14 protein-coding genes are annotated in these 13,974 nt (G+C 59.8%); 8 read left to right on the top strand and 6 right to left on the bottom strand.

Annotation, left to right across the window (positions count from 1 at the left end; genetic code table 11):
• Positions 1-1,224 carry an MFS transporter gene (locus FEE99_RS16075; RefSeq protein ID WP_041480444.1) on the bottom strand — a complete coding sequence of 408 codons (1,224 nt, stop codon included), beginning with the start codon at positions 1,222-1,224 and terminating at the stop codon, positions 1-3.
• Between the two features lie 62 nt (positions 1,225-1,286).
• On the opposite strand from FEE99_RS16075, the gene FEE99_RS16070 reads away from it, so the two are divergent.
• The gene (locus FEE99_RS16070; RefSeq protein WP_052392222.1) at positions 1,287-2,279 is read left to right on the top strand and encodes an AraC family transcriptional regulator; all 993 of its coding nucleotides are present in this window, start codon (positions 1,287-1,289) and stop codon (positions 2,277-2,279) included.
• A gap of 624 nt (positions 2,280-2,903) precedes the next feature.
• Entirely contained in the window at positions 2,904-3,398 is a 495-nt protein-coding gene (locus tag FEE99_RS16065; RefSeq protein ID WP_237143769.1) for an NYN domain-containing protein, read from the top strand.
• A 23-nt stretch (positions 3,399-3,421) separates the two neighbouring features.
• Here the strand turns inward: FEE99_RS16065 and FEE99_RS16060 are convergent, their stop codons facing one another.
• Genes FEE99_RS16060 through FEE99_RS16050 form a run of 3 tightly spaced genes read right to left on the bottom strand, consistent with a single transcriptional unit; the run spans position 3,422 to position 5,683 of the window.
• On the bottom strand, positions 3,422-4,183 hold the full coding sequence (locus FEE99_RS16060; protein WP_081932627.1) for a carboxymuconolactone decarboxylase family protein: 762 nt from the start codon (positions 4,181-4,183) through the stop codon (positions 3,422-3,424).
• A 12-nt stretch (positions 4,184-4,195) separates the two neighbouring features.
• A complete protein-coding gene (locus FEE99_RS16055; protein ID WP_041480446.1) occupies positions 4,196-4,630 on the bottom strand; it encodes a cyclophilin-like fold protein in 435 nt (144 codons plus the stop codon).
• Between the two features lie 24 nt (positions 4,631-4,654).
• On the bottom strand, positions 4,655-5,683 hold the full coding sequence (locus FEE99_RS16050; protein ID WP_041480447.1) for an alpha/beta hydrolase: 1,029 nt from the start codon (positions 5,681-5,683) through the stop codon (positions 4,655-4,657).
• Between the two features lie 135 nt (positions 5,684-5,818).
• Between FEE99_RS16050 and FEE99_RS16045 the strand changes: the two genes are divergently transcribed.
• Positions 5,819-6,727, top strand: coding sequence for a LysR family transcriptional regulator (locus FEE99_RS16045; protein WP_041480448.1), 909 nt, complete (start codon positions 5,819-5,821; stop codon positions 6,725-6,727).
• Positions 6,728-6,928: 201 nt separating this feature from the next.
• Here the strand turns inward: FEE99_RS16045 and FEE99_RS16040 are convergent, their stop codons facing one another.
• Both FEE99_RS16040 and FEE99_RS16035 read right to left on the bottom strand, forming a co-directional pair.
• Entirely contained in the window at positions 6,929-7,171 is a 243-nt protein-coding gene (locus FEE99_RS16040; RefSeq protein WP_041480449.1) for a hypothetical protein, read from the bottom strand.
• A gap of 223 nt (positions 7,172-7,394) precedes the next feature.
• Positions 7,395-8,312 (bottom strand): LysR substrate-binding domain-containing protein, encoded by a 918-nt coding sequence (locus tag FEE99_RS16035; RefSeq protein WP_024012668.1) that lies wholly within the window; start codon positions 8,310-8,312, stop codon positions 7,395-7,397.
• Between the two features lie 194 nt (positions 8,313-8,506).
• Here FEE99_RS16035 and FEE99_RS16030 point away from each other — a divergent pair, with 194 nt between their 5' ends.
• From FEE99_RS16030 to FEE99_RS16010, 5 genes are all read left to right on the top strand, one after another.
• Positions 8,507-9,256 carry an SDR family NAD(P)-dependent oxidoreductase gene (locus FEE99_RS16030; RefSeq protein ID WP_041480450.1) on the top strand — a complete coding sequence of 250 codons (750 nt, stop codon included), beginning with the start codon at positions 8,507-8,509 and terminating at the stop codon, positions 9,254-9,256.
• Between the two features lie 100 nt (positions 9,257-9,356).
• Positions 9,357-10,655 (top strand): MFS transporter, encoded by a 1,299-nt coding sequence (locus tag FEE99_RS16025; RefSeq protein ID WP_041480451.1) that lies wholly within the window; start codon positions 9,357-9,359, stop codon positions 10,653-10,655.
• 17 nt (positions 10,656-10,672) lie between these two features.
• Entirely contained in the window at positions 10,673-11,521 is an 849-nt protein-coding gene (locus FEE99_RS16020) for a transketolase (protein WP_041480452.1), read from the top strand.
• Positions 11,518-12,546, top strand: coding sequence for a transketolase family protein (locus FEE99_RS16015; protein ID WP_041480453.1), 1,029 nt, complete (start codon positions 11,518-11,520; stop codon positions 12,544-12,546). Before FEE99_RS16020 ends, FEE99_RS16015 begins: the two co-directional genes overlap by 4 nt.
• A 65-nt stretch (positions 12,547-12,611) precedes the next feature.
• A complete protein-coding gene (locus FEE99_RS16010; RefSeq protein WP_041480454.1) occupies positions 12,612-13,571 on the top strand; it encodes an alpha/beta hydrolase in 960 nt (319 codons plus the stop codon).
• The last annotated feature ends 403 nt before the right edge of the window (positions 13,572-13,974 follow it).

Raw genomic sequence — 13,974 nt, 5'->3', positions numbered from 1 at the left:
TCACAAATGCACTGGCAAAGCCGCCGAACCCGGCTCCGGCACATCGACATTGACCTTCAGGGCAATCAGCAGCGCGGCCAGCAACATCAGAATTCCAGCTGCTACAAACACGCCATTGATGCCGCTGAAACTGAACACCGAACCGCCGGCGGCGGCGCCTGCGGCAATCGCCGACTGCACCGATGCGACGACCATGCCGCCTGCGCTTTCGGCCTGATCGGGTATCGATCGCGCCACCCAGTTCGACCATGCCACCGGCACGCCACCGAAGGCCATCCCCCAAAGCGCCAAGAGCAACGCCTGCCCGGTGAGCGACGCCGGTAACCCGACCAACGCCAGAGCAGCAACGCCGACCAACACCGGCATCAGCACCAGTGTTGCGCGTGGATTGCGCTGCAACAGCCAGCCAGCGAACAGCGTGCCGGCAAAGTTCGCCACGCCGAAACCGAGCAGCATCAGCGCCAGCGTCTGCGCGCCGACTCCGGTGGTGCTTTCCAGAAATGGCCTGATATAGGTGAACAACGCGAAGTGGCCGGTGTGCACCAATACACAGCCGAACATGCCAATGGCAATGCCCGGTCGCAGCAAAACCTCAAGCACCGTACGCAGGCGTGACGGTCGATGCGGCGCCAGACTCGGTAACGTGAACATTTGAAAGACCAGCGTCACCACGCCAACCGCCGCAGCTGCGAAAAACGCACTGCGCCAGCCAAACTGGCCGCCGAGATAGCTGCCCAATGGCACCGCGACCACGGTCCCGACGGCGATCCCGCTGAAGATAATCGACAGCGCCCGTGGCAGCAGCGCCGCCGGCACCAGGCGCATCGCCACGGCCGCCGCCATGCTCCAGAATCCGCCCAGAGCTATGCCCAAAAGGATGCGCATGATCAGCAACACTGCCAGGCTCGACGACAGCGCCACCAGCAGATTCGACGCGATCATCAGTACCGAGAAACCGAGCAATACCAGCCGCCGATCAAGACTGCGCGTCAATCCAGGTACGAGCAATCCGGCAAAGAGGGCCACCACTGCGGTCACCGTCACTGCTTGCCCGGCCAGCGCTTCGCTGACGCCGAGATCCAGCGCCATTGGTGTCAGCAGGCTGGCCGGCAGATATTCCGCAGTGAGTAAACCGAACACACCCATCGCCAGTGAGAAAACCGCCATCCACGCAGGAGCCATCGGCTCCTCTTCAGTTCGCCCATCACCTACACGTTCATTCATTTCAAGACTCCCTCGGACATTTCGAGAGCGCAGTCTATTGGCGGCAAACCGGATGATCTATGATGCGCAGTCTTGAACTTTTGATCGAAACCCCGAACATGAGCAGCACTGATCCCTTTTCACTGTCATCAGACCTGATCACAGAATTGCTGCGCAGCATGCGTCTGCGTGGCGTGCAGTATCGGCGGATCCACGCCGGTCCGCCGTATGGTCTGGGTTTCAGCGACAAATCGGGCCATGCGTATTTCCACTTCGTTGCCGCTGGATCGACGGTGTTGCGACTGGAGGACGGCAGCCTTTACGAGTTGGCGGCGGGCAATGCGGTATTCATTGCCCATGGTGCCGCGCACCAGTTGCTGTCACACCCAAACGCCGAAGTGCAGGACATTGACAGCGCCGTCGCCGCGCCACTCGGCGATACGGTCTGCGCGGTGCAGGTCGGTCACAGCGCCGTTTCGCCCGATAGCGCCCTGCTCTTCAGTGGCTGTATGGAGTTCGAGCTCGGCAGCCTGCAGGGCCTCGGTCGGCTGATGCCGGGACTGATGCTGATCGACGCCGGCGGCCAGCGTTATCCGGGGCTTATGCCAATTCTTGCGACCATGGAACGCGAAGTCAGCGCAGCGCGCATCGGCTTCGCCGGCATTCTCGCTCGCCTTGCCGACGTAGTGGCGGCAATGATTGTTCGTGGCTGGGTCGAATGCGCTTGCGGCAATGCCTCCGGTCTCGTCGCCGCCCTGCGCGACCCTCGTCTGGCGCAGGCTTTGCTGGCCCTGCACCAACAACCGGGACGCGACTGGAGCGTCGCCGAGCTGGCAACGCTGTGCAACACCTCGCGCTCGGTCTTCGCCGAACGCTTCCAGACCACCCTGGGCACCCCGCCGCTACGCTACGCCACCGAACTGCGCATGCGCCTGGCCAGTCAGTGGCTGACCCTGGAAAGACTGCCGATCGAAGAAGTGGCGCAGCGCCTGGGCTACACCTCCCAAGCGGCGTTCAGTCGTGCGTTCAAGCGGATAACGGGAAGCTCACCGGGAGCGAGTCGGCGCCAGCGCTGAAGACGAGAATCGCCGTAACAGAGCCGCTCTCATTCTGTGCCTCCCCCGGATTCTGCCCAGCCCCGCGCTCACCCGCTCACGGATAACCGAGCCTACGAGATACAGCGCTTTTGCCTACAAATCTTACGGAAGTCCCTGTCTTGCCTGCTTACCCTCCGCAATTTATCGTTTCCCCGTCGCCACCTGAAATTTGAAAGCGCTGGGCACATTCAACTTTATACAAACAGGTCAGACGAAAAAGGGGTTGTTGACGTATCCGTCACTCCCTCCTAATCTCGCTCCCATCCCGCCCAAGGCAGTACGCTGTTCTAATCATCCAGAACGTGCCAAACCCTTGGGCGTTTTTGTAGGTAAAAAAACATGCCCACTGCGGTGTTGGTCGATGGCGCCTTTTTCATCAAACGCTTTCGACGAATCGAACCTCAAAACGCCTTCAACGCTGAACGCGCGGCCGACCTGGTCCATTGATGGGCAACCGCCCACCTCCTTAATAAAACCTTGACCCGTCCAACGGGTCCCATTCGAGAGCTACGACAACGAGCCAGGAAAGAGCTCTACCGAATCTTCTTCTATGACTGCCCCCCACTGGACACTAAACAGCACAACCCCATAAGCAAAAAAGCTGTGGATTTTTCGAAATCCAGGGAGGCGGCATTTCGCAAAGAGCTGCATTCCAGGCTGCGAAGTAAACGTAAGTTGGCATTACGACTTGGACATTTGTCGAAGGATGTCAGATGGACCATCAAGCCCGTCAAAATCGCTGAGCTGTTGAAAGGCAAAATCCAGATGACTGACCTTATGGAAAATGATGTCAGTATCGAAACCCGCCAAAAAGGTGTCGATATGCGGATCGGCATTGATGTCGCGTCGCTGTCATTTAAACAGCAGGTCGACCAGATAGTATTGATAGCAGGCGACGCAGACTTCGTTCCAGCCGCAAAAATGGCAAGGCGAGAAGGTGTGGACTTCATCCTCGATCCGATGTGGCAGAGCATTCCCGATAGCTTGATGGAGCACATAGACGGTTTGCGCTCAACATGCCCCAAGCCACCGCTTCGTGAAAATAAAGCGGCGATCTTGGAGATGCAGCAAGCAGGTTCAGTCATTGGTGAGAAATAATGGTGCCGGTATCCCTGTCGACTTCAGCCATTCAATTTCCCCAGCCCCGCGCCCACCCGCTCAGCAGCCTGCAAATCCCCACGCGCCTCCAACTCCTGCGCCACTTGCCGCAACTGCTCAACCGTCAATCCCACATTCAGACTGATCTTCAAATGCGACTCCAGCTGCGATTCCACCCCAGCCATTGCCGCCAGTGCGCCAACCGTCGCCAGTTCCCGATCCGTCCATGCCAGGTTGTCGCGGGCGAAGATGTCGCCGAACAAGTGCACTTTCAGGAACTGATCGATCGCCGGGGCGAATTCGAAGAGCGGGCCGGACACTGGCGCGCCGACCAGACGGGTCTGATTGTCGGTGCCGAGTTCGGTAAGTGCATACCCCGACGGAACCGGGCCGGGCTCTCGTCCGGGCGCGTCTTCAATGCCCCGCGCGGCGCGTTCCTGCACAACCTTCATCAGCAAGGACAAGGCGTTGAGGCTGCGTGGGAACCCGGCGTAGGCGTACAGCTGCACCAGAACTTCCTTGGTTTCGCTGATGCTCAACCCGGCATCGAGGCCGCGATTGAGTGCGTCGTGCAAACGCGGCATGTCGCCGATTGCAGCGTTGGCGGCAATCGGGGCGATCGCCAGTTGCTTAAGCGTCAGAGGCTGTTCTTGCATGATCGGTTTCTCCTGTGATCGGGAAGGATTGGCGCAGAGAGGATTAACGCAGGCTGCGCTGGCAAGGACCGCGCAGCCGAGGGCCACGATGCGCAGAAGACGCCCTTGCTTTAACGATCTCTGGTTCATCAATGAATCTCCTCACTCATCCAGCGTGAACGTCAACCGCACATCGCCGCGCCCCAAGGCCTCGGCCAAGTCCTGCGGCCGGTCGATGCGACCAAGACGCGAATAGCGGTAAGACGAATCGAAGGTTTGGTAGAAGACCACCAGCGTATCGTCGCCATACAAAAGGAAATCGCCGTTGTGGATCGTGCCCGGCCGATAGGGCTGCGTGGGCAAGGGCGGCTGCACGGTGGCGTATTTTTCGTTGCTGTGCAGGTCGCTCATGTTCAGGCTCAGCGGCAATCGCGTGAGCAATTGCCGAGTGCTCGGGTTGTCCTCAAGAGCAATGGCAAAACGGTGTTCTCCGACGGTCATCCACATCGTGATCTCCTCCGGGTTAGCAGCAGACAGAGCAAAGGGCAGCCATGCCATCAGTACGAATCCCTTCCAGCCGTTGGCAAAAATCCGCATCGCTTGGCTCCGTCGCGTTGAAAGTTACTTCAGGTTGCTCTTGAAGAACTGCGTCAGCTTGGCAAAAGGAATCAACTCGACCCGGTCGTACAGATCGACGTGGCCGGCATTCGGCACAATCACCAGCTCTTTCGGCTGCCCCGCCAACCGGAACGCCTCTTCGCTGAACTCACGGGAGTGCGCGTCGGCACCGGCAATAAACAACATCGGGCGCGGCGAGATGCTCTCGATATCGACGAATGGATAGAAGTTCATGAACTTGGTGTTGCTGCTCAGCGTCGGACGCGTAGTCTGTTGCGGCGTCGAGTTGGCCGGGGTGAATTCGCCGCGCGGGGTGCGGTAGAAATCGAAGAATTCACGCTGGATCGGATGGGTGTCGGCCTTCAGCTCCAGCACCGTGCCGCCGGTGTATTCGACCTTGCCGCCGGTGAACTCGGCGTAACGCTGCTCGGCCGCTTGCGCAATAATCTGCTTGCGCTGCGCAAGGCTTTGCGAATGCTTTAGGCCGTCACGGTTGGCGGCGCCCATGTCGTACATGCTGACAGTGGCGATGGCTTTCATGCGCGGGTCGATTTTCGCCGCGCTGATCACGAAGCTGCCGCTACCGCAAATGCCCAACACGCCGATGCGCTCGCGGTCGATAAATGGCCGTGTGCCGAGGTAATCGACGGCTGCGCTGAAGTCTTCGGCATACATGTCCGGCAGCACGGCATTGCGCGGCGCGCCCTCGCTTTCGCCCCAGAACGACAGATCCAGCGACAGGGTGACAAAGCCCTGCTCCGCCAGTTTCTGTGCGTACAGATTGGCGCTCTGCTCCTTTACCGCGCCCATCGGATGGCCAACGATAATCGCCGCGCTACGCGCTGCCGGGTCGAGTCCTTTAGGGACAAACAGGTTGCCGACCACGGTGAGTTGATATTGATTTTTGAAGCTGACCTTCTGCGCGGTCACCTTGTCGCTTTTGAAGAAATTGTCGGCACCGTGGGACATGTCAGCTCCGAATGCAGTGAATGAACTCAGGAGAAACCCGAGCAGTATGAACAGTCGTTTCATGGGGGGCGTCCTTGATCGAGAAGCCAGGCGAGGCCGGGATGGAGGTATTGTTGCGCACGCTCGAGGCTTTGATTAGCTAATGAGTGCTTAATGCGGTTATAAACTCTGCTAATCAATAAACCCGAGCGCGCGCCCATGGCCAAACCCAATTTCAACGACCTGCTTGCCTTCGTCACGGTTGCCCGCAGCGGCAGCTTCACCCGCGCGGCGGTGCAACTGGGCGTGACGCAATCGGCGGTGAGCCAGGTAGTCTCGGCGCTGGAAGCGCGTCTGAAAATTCGCCTGCTGACCCGCACTACGCGCAGCGTGTCACTGACCGCGGCCGGCGAACGCTTGCTGCACACCGTGGGTCATCGTTTCGATGAGATCGAAGCCGAGCTGGACGCTCTCACCGAGCTGCGCGACAAGCCCGCTGGCACGGTGCGCATCACCTGCGGCGACAACATCATCAAGACCACCCTGCTGCCCAAGCTGACGCCACTATTGCTGCAATATCCGGACATCAAGCTCGAGTTCGATATCAACTACGGTTTCCGTGACATCGTTGCCGACCGCTTCGATGCCGGCGTGCGTTTCAGCGATACCGTCGCCCAGGACATGATCGCCGTACCGATCGGCCCGCCACTGCGCATGGCCGTGGTCGCTTCGCCCAGCTACTTCGCCCAGCACCCCGCCCCGCAACATCCGCGCGATCTGGCGGCGCACCGTTGCATCGACATCCGCTTTCCGACCTACGACGGTGTCGATGCGTGGGAATTCGAGCGTCAGGGCAAAAAGTTGAAAGTGCGAGTCGACGGGCAACTGGTGTTCAACTCCACCGTGCACATCGCCGACGCGGCTGTGAACGGGTTAGGGATTGCCTACCTGCCTGAAGACGAGTTCGGTGCGCATCTGGCTGAAGGGCGTTTGGTCAGAGTGCTGGAAGACTGGTGCGAACCGTTCGGTGGCTTCCACCTCTACTACCCCAGCCGTCGCCAACCGTCGCCGGCGTTTTCACTGGTGGTGGATGCGTTACGCGTGGTCAGAGACCCAGCCCCGTTGTAGGAGCGAGCCTGCTCGCGATAGCGTCGGCACATCCAACAGAGTAAGTGCCTGACCCAGCGCTCTCGCGAGCAGGCTCGCTCCCACAGGGTTTTGCGTCAGATCCCGGAAATCAGTCGATTCACAAATCCATTGTGGGAGCGAGCCTGCTCGCGAAGGCGTCAGACCAGCCACATCATCTCTGCATGCCACCCCGCGCGCGCCTCACAACTTCGACACATCCCCGGTAGCCTCGGCAATCGTCGCCAAGGTTTCCTCCATACTGGCGATGTCTTCGTGAAGCTTTTGAAACACCAGATCCAGCGACTCGGGAGCGTCCACGGTCTGATGGCCACGCAGCGACTCGACGCTACTGCTCTCCACGTGCTGAAGAATGTCCACGCTTTCTCGCAGTGCCAACAGCTGATCAAAGATCGCGGCAATCTGCGCCTGGCTGCGAGTGCTCATCGCTTCCCCGGCTTACAGATCAGTGATCCCCATCCCAGACATGTGATGACCATAAATCAGCCCCTTCTAAAGAAACGATGAACACAGAAAACAACAGCCTGCTCAGCCTTTGGTTTTTCGCGGATCGGCAGCGCGCGGTAAAGTGCGTTCTTGCGTGAATGATCAAGACCGATAATGGATTGACCTTGAGCGGTTCAGAGAGTTTGAAAGAATTGATCCCGACTCAATACGCGAACTCGTGGCCCAACTCGCTCTCCATCCACGCCAGAAAACGCCTGACCCGTGGAAAGCTGGAATGCGCTTTGGGGAATACCAAATGGTGCGCAGCCACCGCAGCACTCAGTGATTCAGGCGCGACTTCAACCAGCGTGCCCGCCGCCAGATACTTCTGCGCCAGCAATGTGCTTTCCAGCGCGAAACCCAAGCCATGACTCGCCGCTTCCAGCGACATGTACGAGCGATCGAAGCTCAATGCATAAGGCCGTTCCGGACGCGCCAAGCCATGTTGGGCAAACCATTGCGGCCATTTGAGCAGGGTGGCTTCCGACAGAATCAGATCACACTCAAGCAGATCCGCAGCACCGCGCACCGGGCGTTGCGCGAGCAGTTTCGGTGAGGTCAGCACCGCGAACGTCTCATTCCTGACCGTGCGCACCTCATAGCTTGGCCAGTTCGGCAGACCATGGCGGATATCGACGTCGATCTTGTCGCGACTGAAGTGCAGCGATTCATAGGAGCACGACAGATTGATCTGTATGTCCGGATGACTGGCGCGAAACGCTTCCAGGCGCGGCATCAGCCAGAGCAGGCCGAAGCTTGGCGATGAGTGCAAGCGCAGGCAATCGAGGCTGACATCGCTGGCCGCACGCTCGGTGGCAACGGCGAGACTGTGCAGAATCCCGGAGACTTCCTTGAGGTATTGCTCGCCGACCGGCGTCAGCGAGACGCCCCGGGCAGCACGGACGAATAATTGCCGGCCGATCATCCCTTCCAGTTTCGCCAGTTGATGGCTGACTGCCGAGGGTGTCAGGTCCAGCACTTCCGCCGCTCTGGCGACGTTGCCGAAGCGCGCGGTTTGTTCGAAGGCCTGAATTGCTTTCAGCGGTGGCAGGATGATCGATGCCTCAGTGTCTGAGCGCATGGTGACTCCGTGGTGATTTCTTGTGATGTACGGACCGTTTTCATTCAAGCATTTGCAAAACGGTCTGACGAGTGCTGAATTTTTTTCAGCATTGAGTGACTTCCGCGTTATTGCTCACGCTCGCCCCGGAGGACAAGCTGAGTCATCGGTTACTTACACACCGACCCAATAAAAACAATTCGAGGGAATCCTCCATGCTTCTTCAAGGCAAAGTCGCAATCATTACCGGTGCCGCATCTGCCCGTGGCATTGGCCGCGCTACCGCCACAACGTTTGCGCAACACGGCGCTCGCGTGGTCATCCTCGATCTGGATGCATCCGCAGCACGTGACGCCGCCGCAGCACTGGGCGAAGGTCATCTGGGCCTGGCGGCCAACGTGGCCGACGAAGCGCAGGTTCAGCAAGCCGTCGCCGCCATCATCGAGCACTTCGGGCGCATCGATATCCTCGTCAACAACGCCGGTATCACCCAGCCACTGAAGACTCTGGATATTCGCCCTTCGGACTACGACAAGGTGCTGGACGTCAGCCTGCGCGGCACTTTGCTCATGTCCCAGGCGGTGATTCCGCTGATGCGCCAACAGTCTTCCGGCAGCATCGTCTGCATGTCGTCGGTGTCTGCCCAGCGCGGCGGCGGCATCTTCGGCGGCCCGCATTACAGCGCGGCCAAGGCCGGTGTGCTGGGGCTGGGCAAGGCCATGGCGCGGGAATTGGGGCCGGACAACATCCGCGTCAACTCCATCGCCCCGGGCCTGATTCACACCGACATCACCGGCGGCCTGATGCAGGATGAACGCCGCCACGCCATCATCGACGGCATTCCGCTGGGGCGCCTGGGTCAAGCGCAGGACGTCGCCAACGCCGCGCTGTTTCTGGCCAGCGACCTGTCCGCTTATCTGACCGGCATCACCCTCGATGTGAACGGCGGCATGCTGATTCACTGAGTAACTCTGGGCGGGCCTGCGTGGCCCGTGCGGTTCTGGATCGATGACGCAGCCGGGCCTGATGGCCTGGCGGTCAATAAAAACAAGAGATCAGACCATCATGACTACCCTGTCGCTCGAAGCGGTTTCCACCGTGCGCTCTTCTGCCTACCGCAAAACGGCCTGGCGGCTGATGCCGTTCCTGATGCTGTGCTACCTGTGCGCCTATCTGGACCGGGTCAACGTCGGTTTCGCCAAACTGCAAATGATGAACGATCTGGCCCTCAGCGAAACAGTCTACGGACTGGGCGCCGGGGTGTTTTTCATCGGCTATTTCCTTTGCGAAGTGCCCAGCAACATCATCCTGCACAAGGTCGGCGCGCGAGTGTGGATTGCGCGGATCATGATCACCTGGGGCATCGTCTCGGCGCTGTTCGCCTTCGTCGAAACCGCCTGGCAGTTCTATGCCCTGCGCTTTCTCCTCGGGATTGCCGAAGCCGGTCTGGCGCCGGGCCTACTGCTCTACCTCACCTACTGGTTTCCGTCCTATCGGCGGGCGCGCATGACCGTGTTGTGGTTTATCGCCATTCCGCTGTCAGGCATGGTCGGTGGCCCGCTTTCGGGCTGGATCATGAACCACTTTGCCGGTGTGCACGGCTGGGCCGGCTGGCAGTGGATGTTCGTTCTCGAGGCGGTGCCCACCGTGCTCGTCGGCCTGCTGGTACTGAGTTATCTGAAAGACGGCGTGCATCAGGCGACCTGGCTCAATGACGAGGAAAAAGCCTTGATCACTCGCGAGCTGGCCGAAGACGACCAGCAAAAGGTCACCCATGCCTCGGTCGGCGAGTTCATCCGCGACCGGCGCTTGTGGCTGCTGGCGGCGATCTACTTCTGTGTGGTGATGGGCCAATACGCGATCACCTTTTGGCTGCCGACACTGGTGCGTAACGCAGGGGTTTCCGACCCGCTGCACATCGGGTTCCTGACCAGCCTGCCTTACCTGTGCGCCATCGCCGCCATGCTCCTGGTCGGCCGCAGTGGCGACAAACATCGCGAGCGCCGCTGGCACCTGATCGTGCCGATGATCGCCGGTGCGATCGGCTTGAGCCTGGCAGCAATGATGGGCGGCAACCCGACCTTGTCGATCCTCAGCCTGTGCCTGGCCGCCTCCGGCATTCTGTCCGCCACCTCGTTGTTCTGGATGCTGCCCACCACGCTGCTCGGCGGCGTGTCTGCGGCCGCCGGCATCGCGGCGGTCAACAGCTTCGCCAACCTCGCCGGGTTTTGCTCGCCCTATCTGATCGGCTGGATCACCACCCTGACCGGTTCCAGCGCCATCGGCATGTACCTCATCACCGGCGTGCTGTTCCTCGGCGCCAGCCTGGTCCTGCGTATTCCCGCCGCTTTGGTCAATCGTTGAGTCAACGGAGTTTCATCATGACGACTAATCTTGCACACGCTGCATCGCTGAGCCTGACCCAGCGCGCGCACAACATTCGCCGCCATGCACTGCGCATGGGCCAGGTTCAGGGCCAGGGCTATGTGGGCCAGGCCCTCGGCGCGGCTGACCTGCTGGCGGTGTCTTACTTTCATGCGATGAATCATCGCCCCGCAGATCCCGAATGGGAGCAGCGCGATCGCTTCTATCTCTCCATCGGCCACTACGCCATCGCGCTGTACGCAGCGCTGATCGAAGCCGAGATCATTCCGCTCGACGAGCTGGAAACCTACGGTTCGGATGACAGCCGCCTGCCGATGTCGGGCATGGCCGCCTACACCCCGGGGATGGAAATCACCGGCGGTTCGCTGGGTCAGGGCCTGGGCATCGCGGTCGGTGCCTGCCTGGGCCTCAAGCGCAAAGGCTCGACCTCGTTCGTCTACAACCTGCTGTCCGATGGCGAACTCAATGAAGGCTCGACCTGGGAAGCGGTGATGTCGGCTTCGCACTGGAAGCTCGACAACCTGATCGCCATCGTCGACGTCAACAACCAGCAGGCCGACGGTTACTCCAGCGAGATTCTTTCGTTCGAACCCATTGTCGATCGCTGGCAAGCCTTCGGCTGGTTTACCCAGCGCGTCGACGGCAATGACCTCGACGCCCTGGTCGCTGCATTCGATGACGCCCGCAATCATCCAGGTACTCAACCCCGCGTGATCATCTGCGACACGAAAATGGGCAAGGGCGTGCCGTTTCTGGAGAACCGGGAAAAGACCCACTTCATTCGCGTCGAAGAGCACGAATGGGACCTGGCACTGAGCAACCTTGAAGAAGGAAAAGACCAATGAGCAACGCCGCCAATACTGCGCCTTCGACTGCTACTGGCGCGCCGGTGAAAAAGCGCCTGACCACCTCGGCGATGATTGCCTCGATTGCTTCCGAGGGCCAGGCGACCCGTTCGGCACCGTTCGGCCATGCGCTCGCAGCGCTGGCAGACCAGCGCGCGGACATCGTCGGTCTCTCGGCTGACCTGTCCAAGTACACCGACCTGCACATTTTCGCCAAGGCGCATCCGGAGCGTTTCTATCAAATGGGCATGGCCGAACAGTTGCTGATGAGCGCTGCGGCGGGCATGGCGCGTGAGGGTTTCGTACCCTTCGCCACCACCTACGCGGTGTTCGCTTCGCGCCGTGCTTACGATTTCATCTGCATGGCCATCGCCGAGGAAAACCTTAACGTCAAAATCGTCTGCGGTTTGCCCGGTCTCACCACGGGTTACGGGCCAAGCCACCAGGCCACCGATGATCTGGCTATTTTTCGCGCCATGCCCAATCTGATGATTGTCGACCCGTGCGATGCGCTGGAAATCGAACAGGCCGTGCCGGCCATCGCCGCTCACCAAGGCCCGGTCTACATGCGTTTGCTGCGCGGCAATGTGCCGTTGGTGCTGGACGAGTACGGCTATCAATTCGAGATCGGCAAGGCCAAGACCCTGCGCACGGGCAACGACGTACTGATCATCTCCACCGGGCTGATGACCATGCGCTCACTGGAAGCGGCCAAGCAATTGCAGGCAGACGGCATTGATGTGGCCGTGCTGCATGTGCCGACTATCAAGCCGCTGGATGAGCAAACCATTCTCACCGAAGCGCGTAAATCCGGGCGTCTGGTGGTCACAGCCGAGAACAGCTCGATCATCGGCGGTTTGGGTGAGGCGGTTGCCGGGTTGTTGTTGCGCAATGGCGTGACGCCCACCTTCAGGCAGATCGCGTTGCCCGACGCCTTCCTCGACGCCGGTGCCCTGCCGACGCTGCATGATCGCTACGGCATCTCGACGCCGGCTGTGTGCGCGCAGATCAAAGCCTGGCTGTAATTCCACCGTGGGCGGCGCCTCCATCCGTCCGAGGCGCTCGTTCATTCGAAAACAGGAGGCAGAACGTGAAAGCACATGAACTGCTGGATCCCGACTTCCAAAGCTTTTTAACCCCCGGCGCACAAGCCTGGACTTTGGAAACGCTGCCCGCGATCAGGGAGCGTGTTCACGCGACATTCAAATCCCCAGAACAAGCGCGCTGTGAAAGCCTATGGACCAAGGCCCACGACGGTGAGGATTTGCGCCTGTGTCTTTACCGGCCCGCAGGCGCAGCACCGAGCGGTAATGTTGCGGTGATCCTGTACATCCACGGTGGAGGTTTCGTCCTCGGTTGCCCCGAAATGGCCGATGACTATCTGGCTGACCTCGCCGAAGCACTTAAGGCGATCATCGTCGCTGTCGATTACCGTCTCGCGCCAGAGCACCCCTTTCCTATTCCTCTGGAGGATTGCTACACCGCCCTCGGCTGGGTTTTCGCCAACCGGCAAACGCTCAACATTGACGCCGACAACGTGATCGTCATGGGTCACAGTGCCGGCGCCGGGCTGGCAGCAGCGCTGGCCATTGTGGCGCGGGATCGCGGCGAGTATTCCATCGCCAGCCAGGTGCTGGTTTATCCGATGCTCGATTACCGTTCGGGCAGCGCAGCCTCGCCTCAGCAGAACAGCACGACCGGAGTGATTGGCTGGCCGGCGCAAGCCAACCAGTTCTGTTGGGATTGCCTGCGCGCTGACCAAGCGCTGGATGATCTGCCAATCGGCTGGTTTTCGCCGGCCCTGCAAGACGATCTGCGTGACTTGCCACCGACGTTTCTGGCCGTCGGGGCGCTGGATCTGTTTCTGGAAGAGGACGTTGCATTTGCCATGCGTCTGTCGCGCGCCGGGGCTGCCGTCGAACTGCATGTCTACCCTGGGGCGCCACATATGTTTGATCAGTGCCCCGGCAGTGTTAGCGATCAGTCTGCGCTGGATATCGTCCGATCACTTCGGCGATCGATAGCTAGCGCATTAACTGCTGAGGGATAGAAAGAACAGCTGAAACGGTACGACTGGATTTCTTATACAAAGCCTTCCCCCCTCCCACGCTTATTGATTAATACCTTCGCAGACCGGCAGCTGCGCAGGTTGGCCTGCGCTTTGAGAAATTCAATATCGCTTAGCCATCGCTCTCCTCGATTCCGCCCGGACCTTTTCCAGCGTCCCTTTGGACAATGTCGAAAACGACACATTTTGTTGCACCCAAAAAACGCTTGGATCCAACGTCCCGACAAACGGTAACGACCTGAATAAAGCAGGTTTTCAAAGAGATAAAGGTGGGCAAATGGCCCATCCATACGCTCGTCAAAAATCAGGCAGCCCCATCTGACACTCCCTATCTATGGTTTTAAAACCATCCGTGGACGTCCGCCCCACCCATTTACAGGGAGTA

Origin of the sequence: Pseudomonas sp. ef1 (assembly GCF_007293365.2) — a bacterium.
GTDB classification, from domain to species: Bacteria; Pseudomonadota; Gammaproteobacteria; order Pseudomonadales; family Pseudomonadaceae; genus Aquipseudomonas; species Aquipseudomonas siliginis.
This window is presented reverse-complemented; position numbering and strand designations above follow the sequence as displayed.

What these genes read in the sequence shown, in the direction of transcription:
- FEE99_RS16075 (WP_041480444.1), bottom strand. Translation starts at nt 1,224, where the DNA reads ATGAATGAACGTGTAGGTGATGGGCGAACTGAAGAGGAGCCGATGGCT.
- FEE99_RS16070 (WP_052392222.1), top strand. Translation starts at nt 1,287, where the DNA reads ATGCGCAGTCTTGAACTTTTGATCGAAACCCCGAACATGAGCAGCACT.
- FEE99_RS16060 (WP_081932627.1), bottom strand. Translation starts at nt 4,183, where the DNA reads ATGAACCAGAGATCGTTAAAGCAAGGGCGTCTTCTGCGCATCGTGGCC.
- FEE99_RS16055 (WP_041480446.1), bottom strand. Translation starts at nt 4,630, where the DNA reads ATGCGGATTTTTGCCAACGGCTGGAAGGGATTCGTACTGATGGCATGG.
- FEE99_RS16050 (WP_041480447.1), bottom strand. Translation starts at nt 5,683, where the DNA reads ATGAAACGACTGTTCATACTGCTCGGGTTTCTCCTGAGTTCATTCACT.
- FEE99_RS16045 (WP_041480448.1), top strand. Translation starts at nt 5,819, where the DNA reads ATGGCCAAACCCAATTTCAACGACCTGCTTGCCTTCGTCACGGTTGCC.
- FEE99_RS16040 (WP_041480449.1), bottom strand. Translation starts at nt 7,171, where the DNA reads ATGAGCACTCGCAGCCAGGCGCAGATTGCCGCGATCTTTGATCAGCTG.
- FEE99_RS16035 (WP_024012668.1), bottom strand. Translation starts at nt 8,312, where the DNA reads ATGCGCTCAGACACTGAGGCATCGATCATCCTGCCACCGCTGAAAGCA.
- FEE99_RS16030 (WP_041480450.1), top strand. Translation starts at nt 8,507, where the DNA reads ATGCTTCTTCAAGGCAAAGTCGCAATCATTACCGGTGCCGCATCTGCC.
- FEE99_RS16025 (WP_041480451.1), top strand. Translation starts at nt 9,357, where the DNA reads ATGACTACCCTGTCGCTCGAAGCGGTTTCCACCGTGCGCTCTTCTGCC.
- FEE99_RS16020 (WP_041480452.1), top strand. Translation starts at nt 10,673, where the DNA reads ATGACGACTAATCTTGCACACGCTGCATCGCTGAGCCTGACCCAGCGC.
- FEE99_RS16015 (WP_041480453.1), top strand. Translation starts at nt 11,518, where the DNA reads ATGAGCAACGCCGCCAATACTGCGCCTTCGACTGCTACTGGCGCGCCG.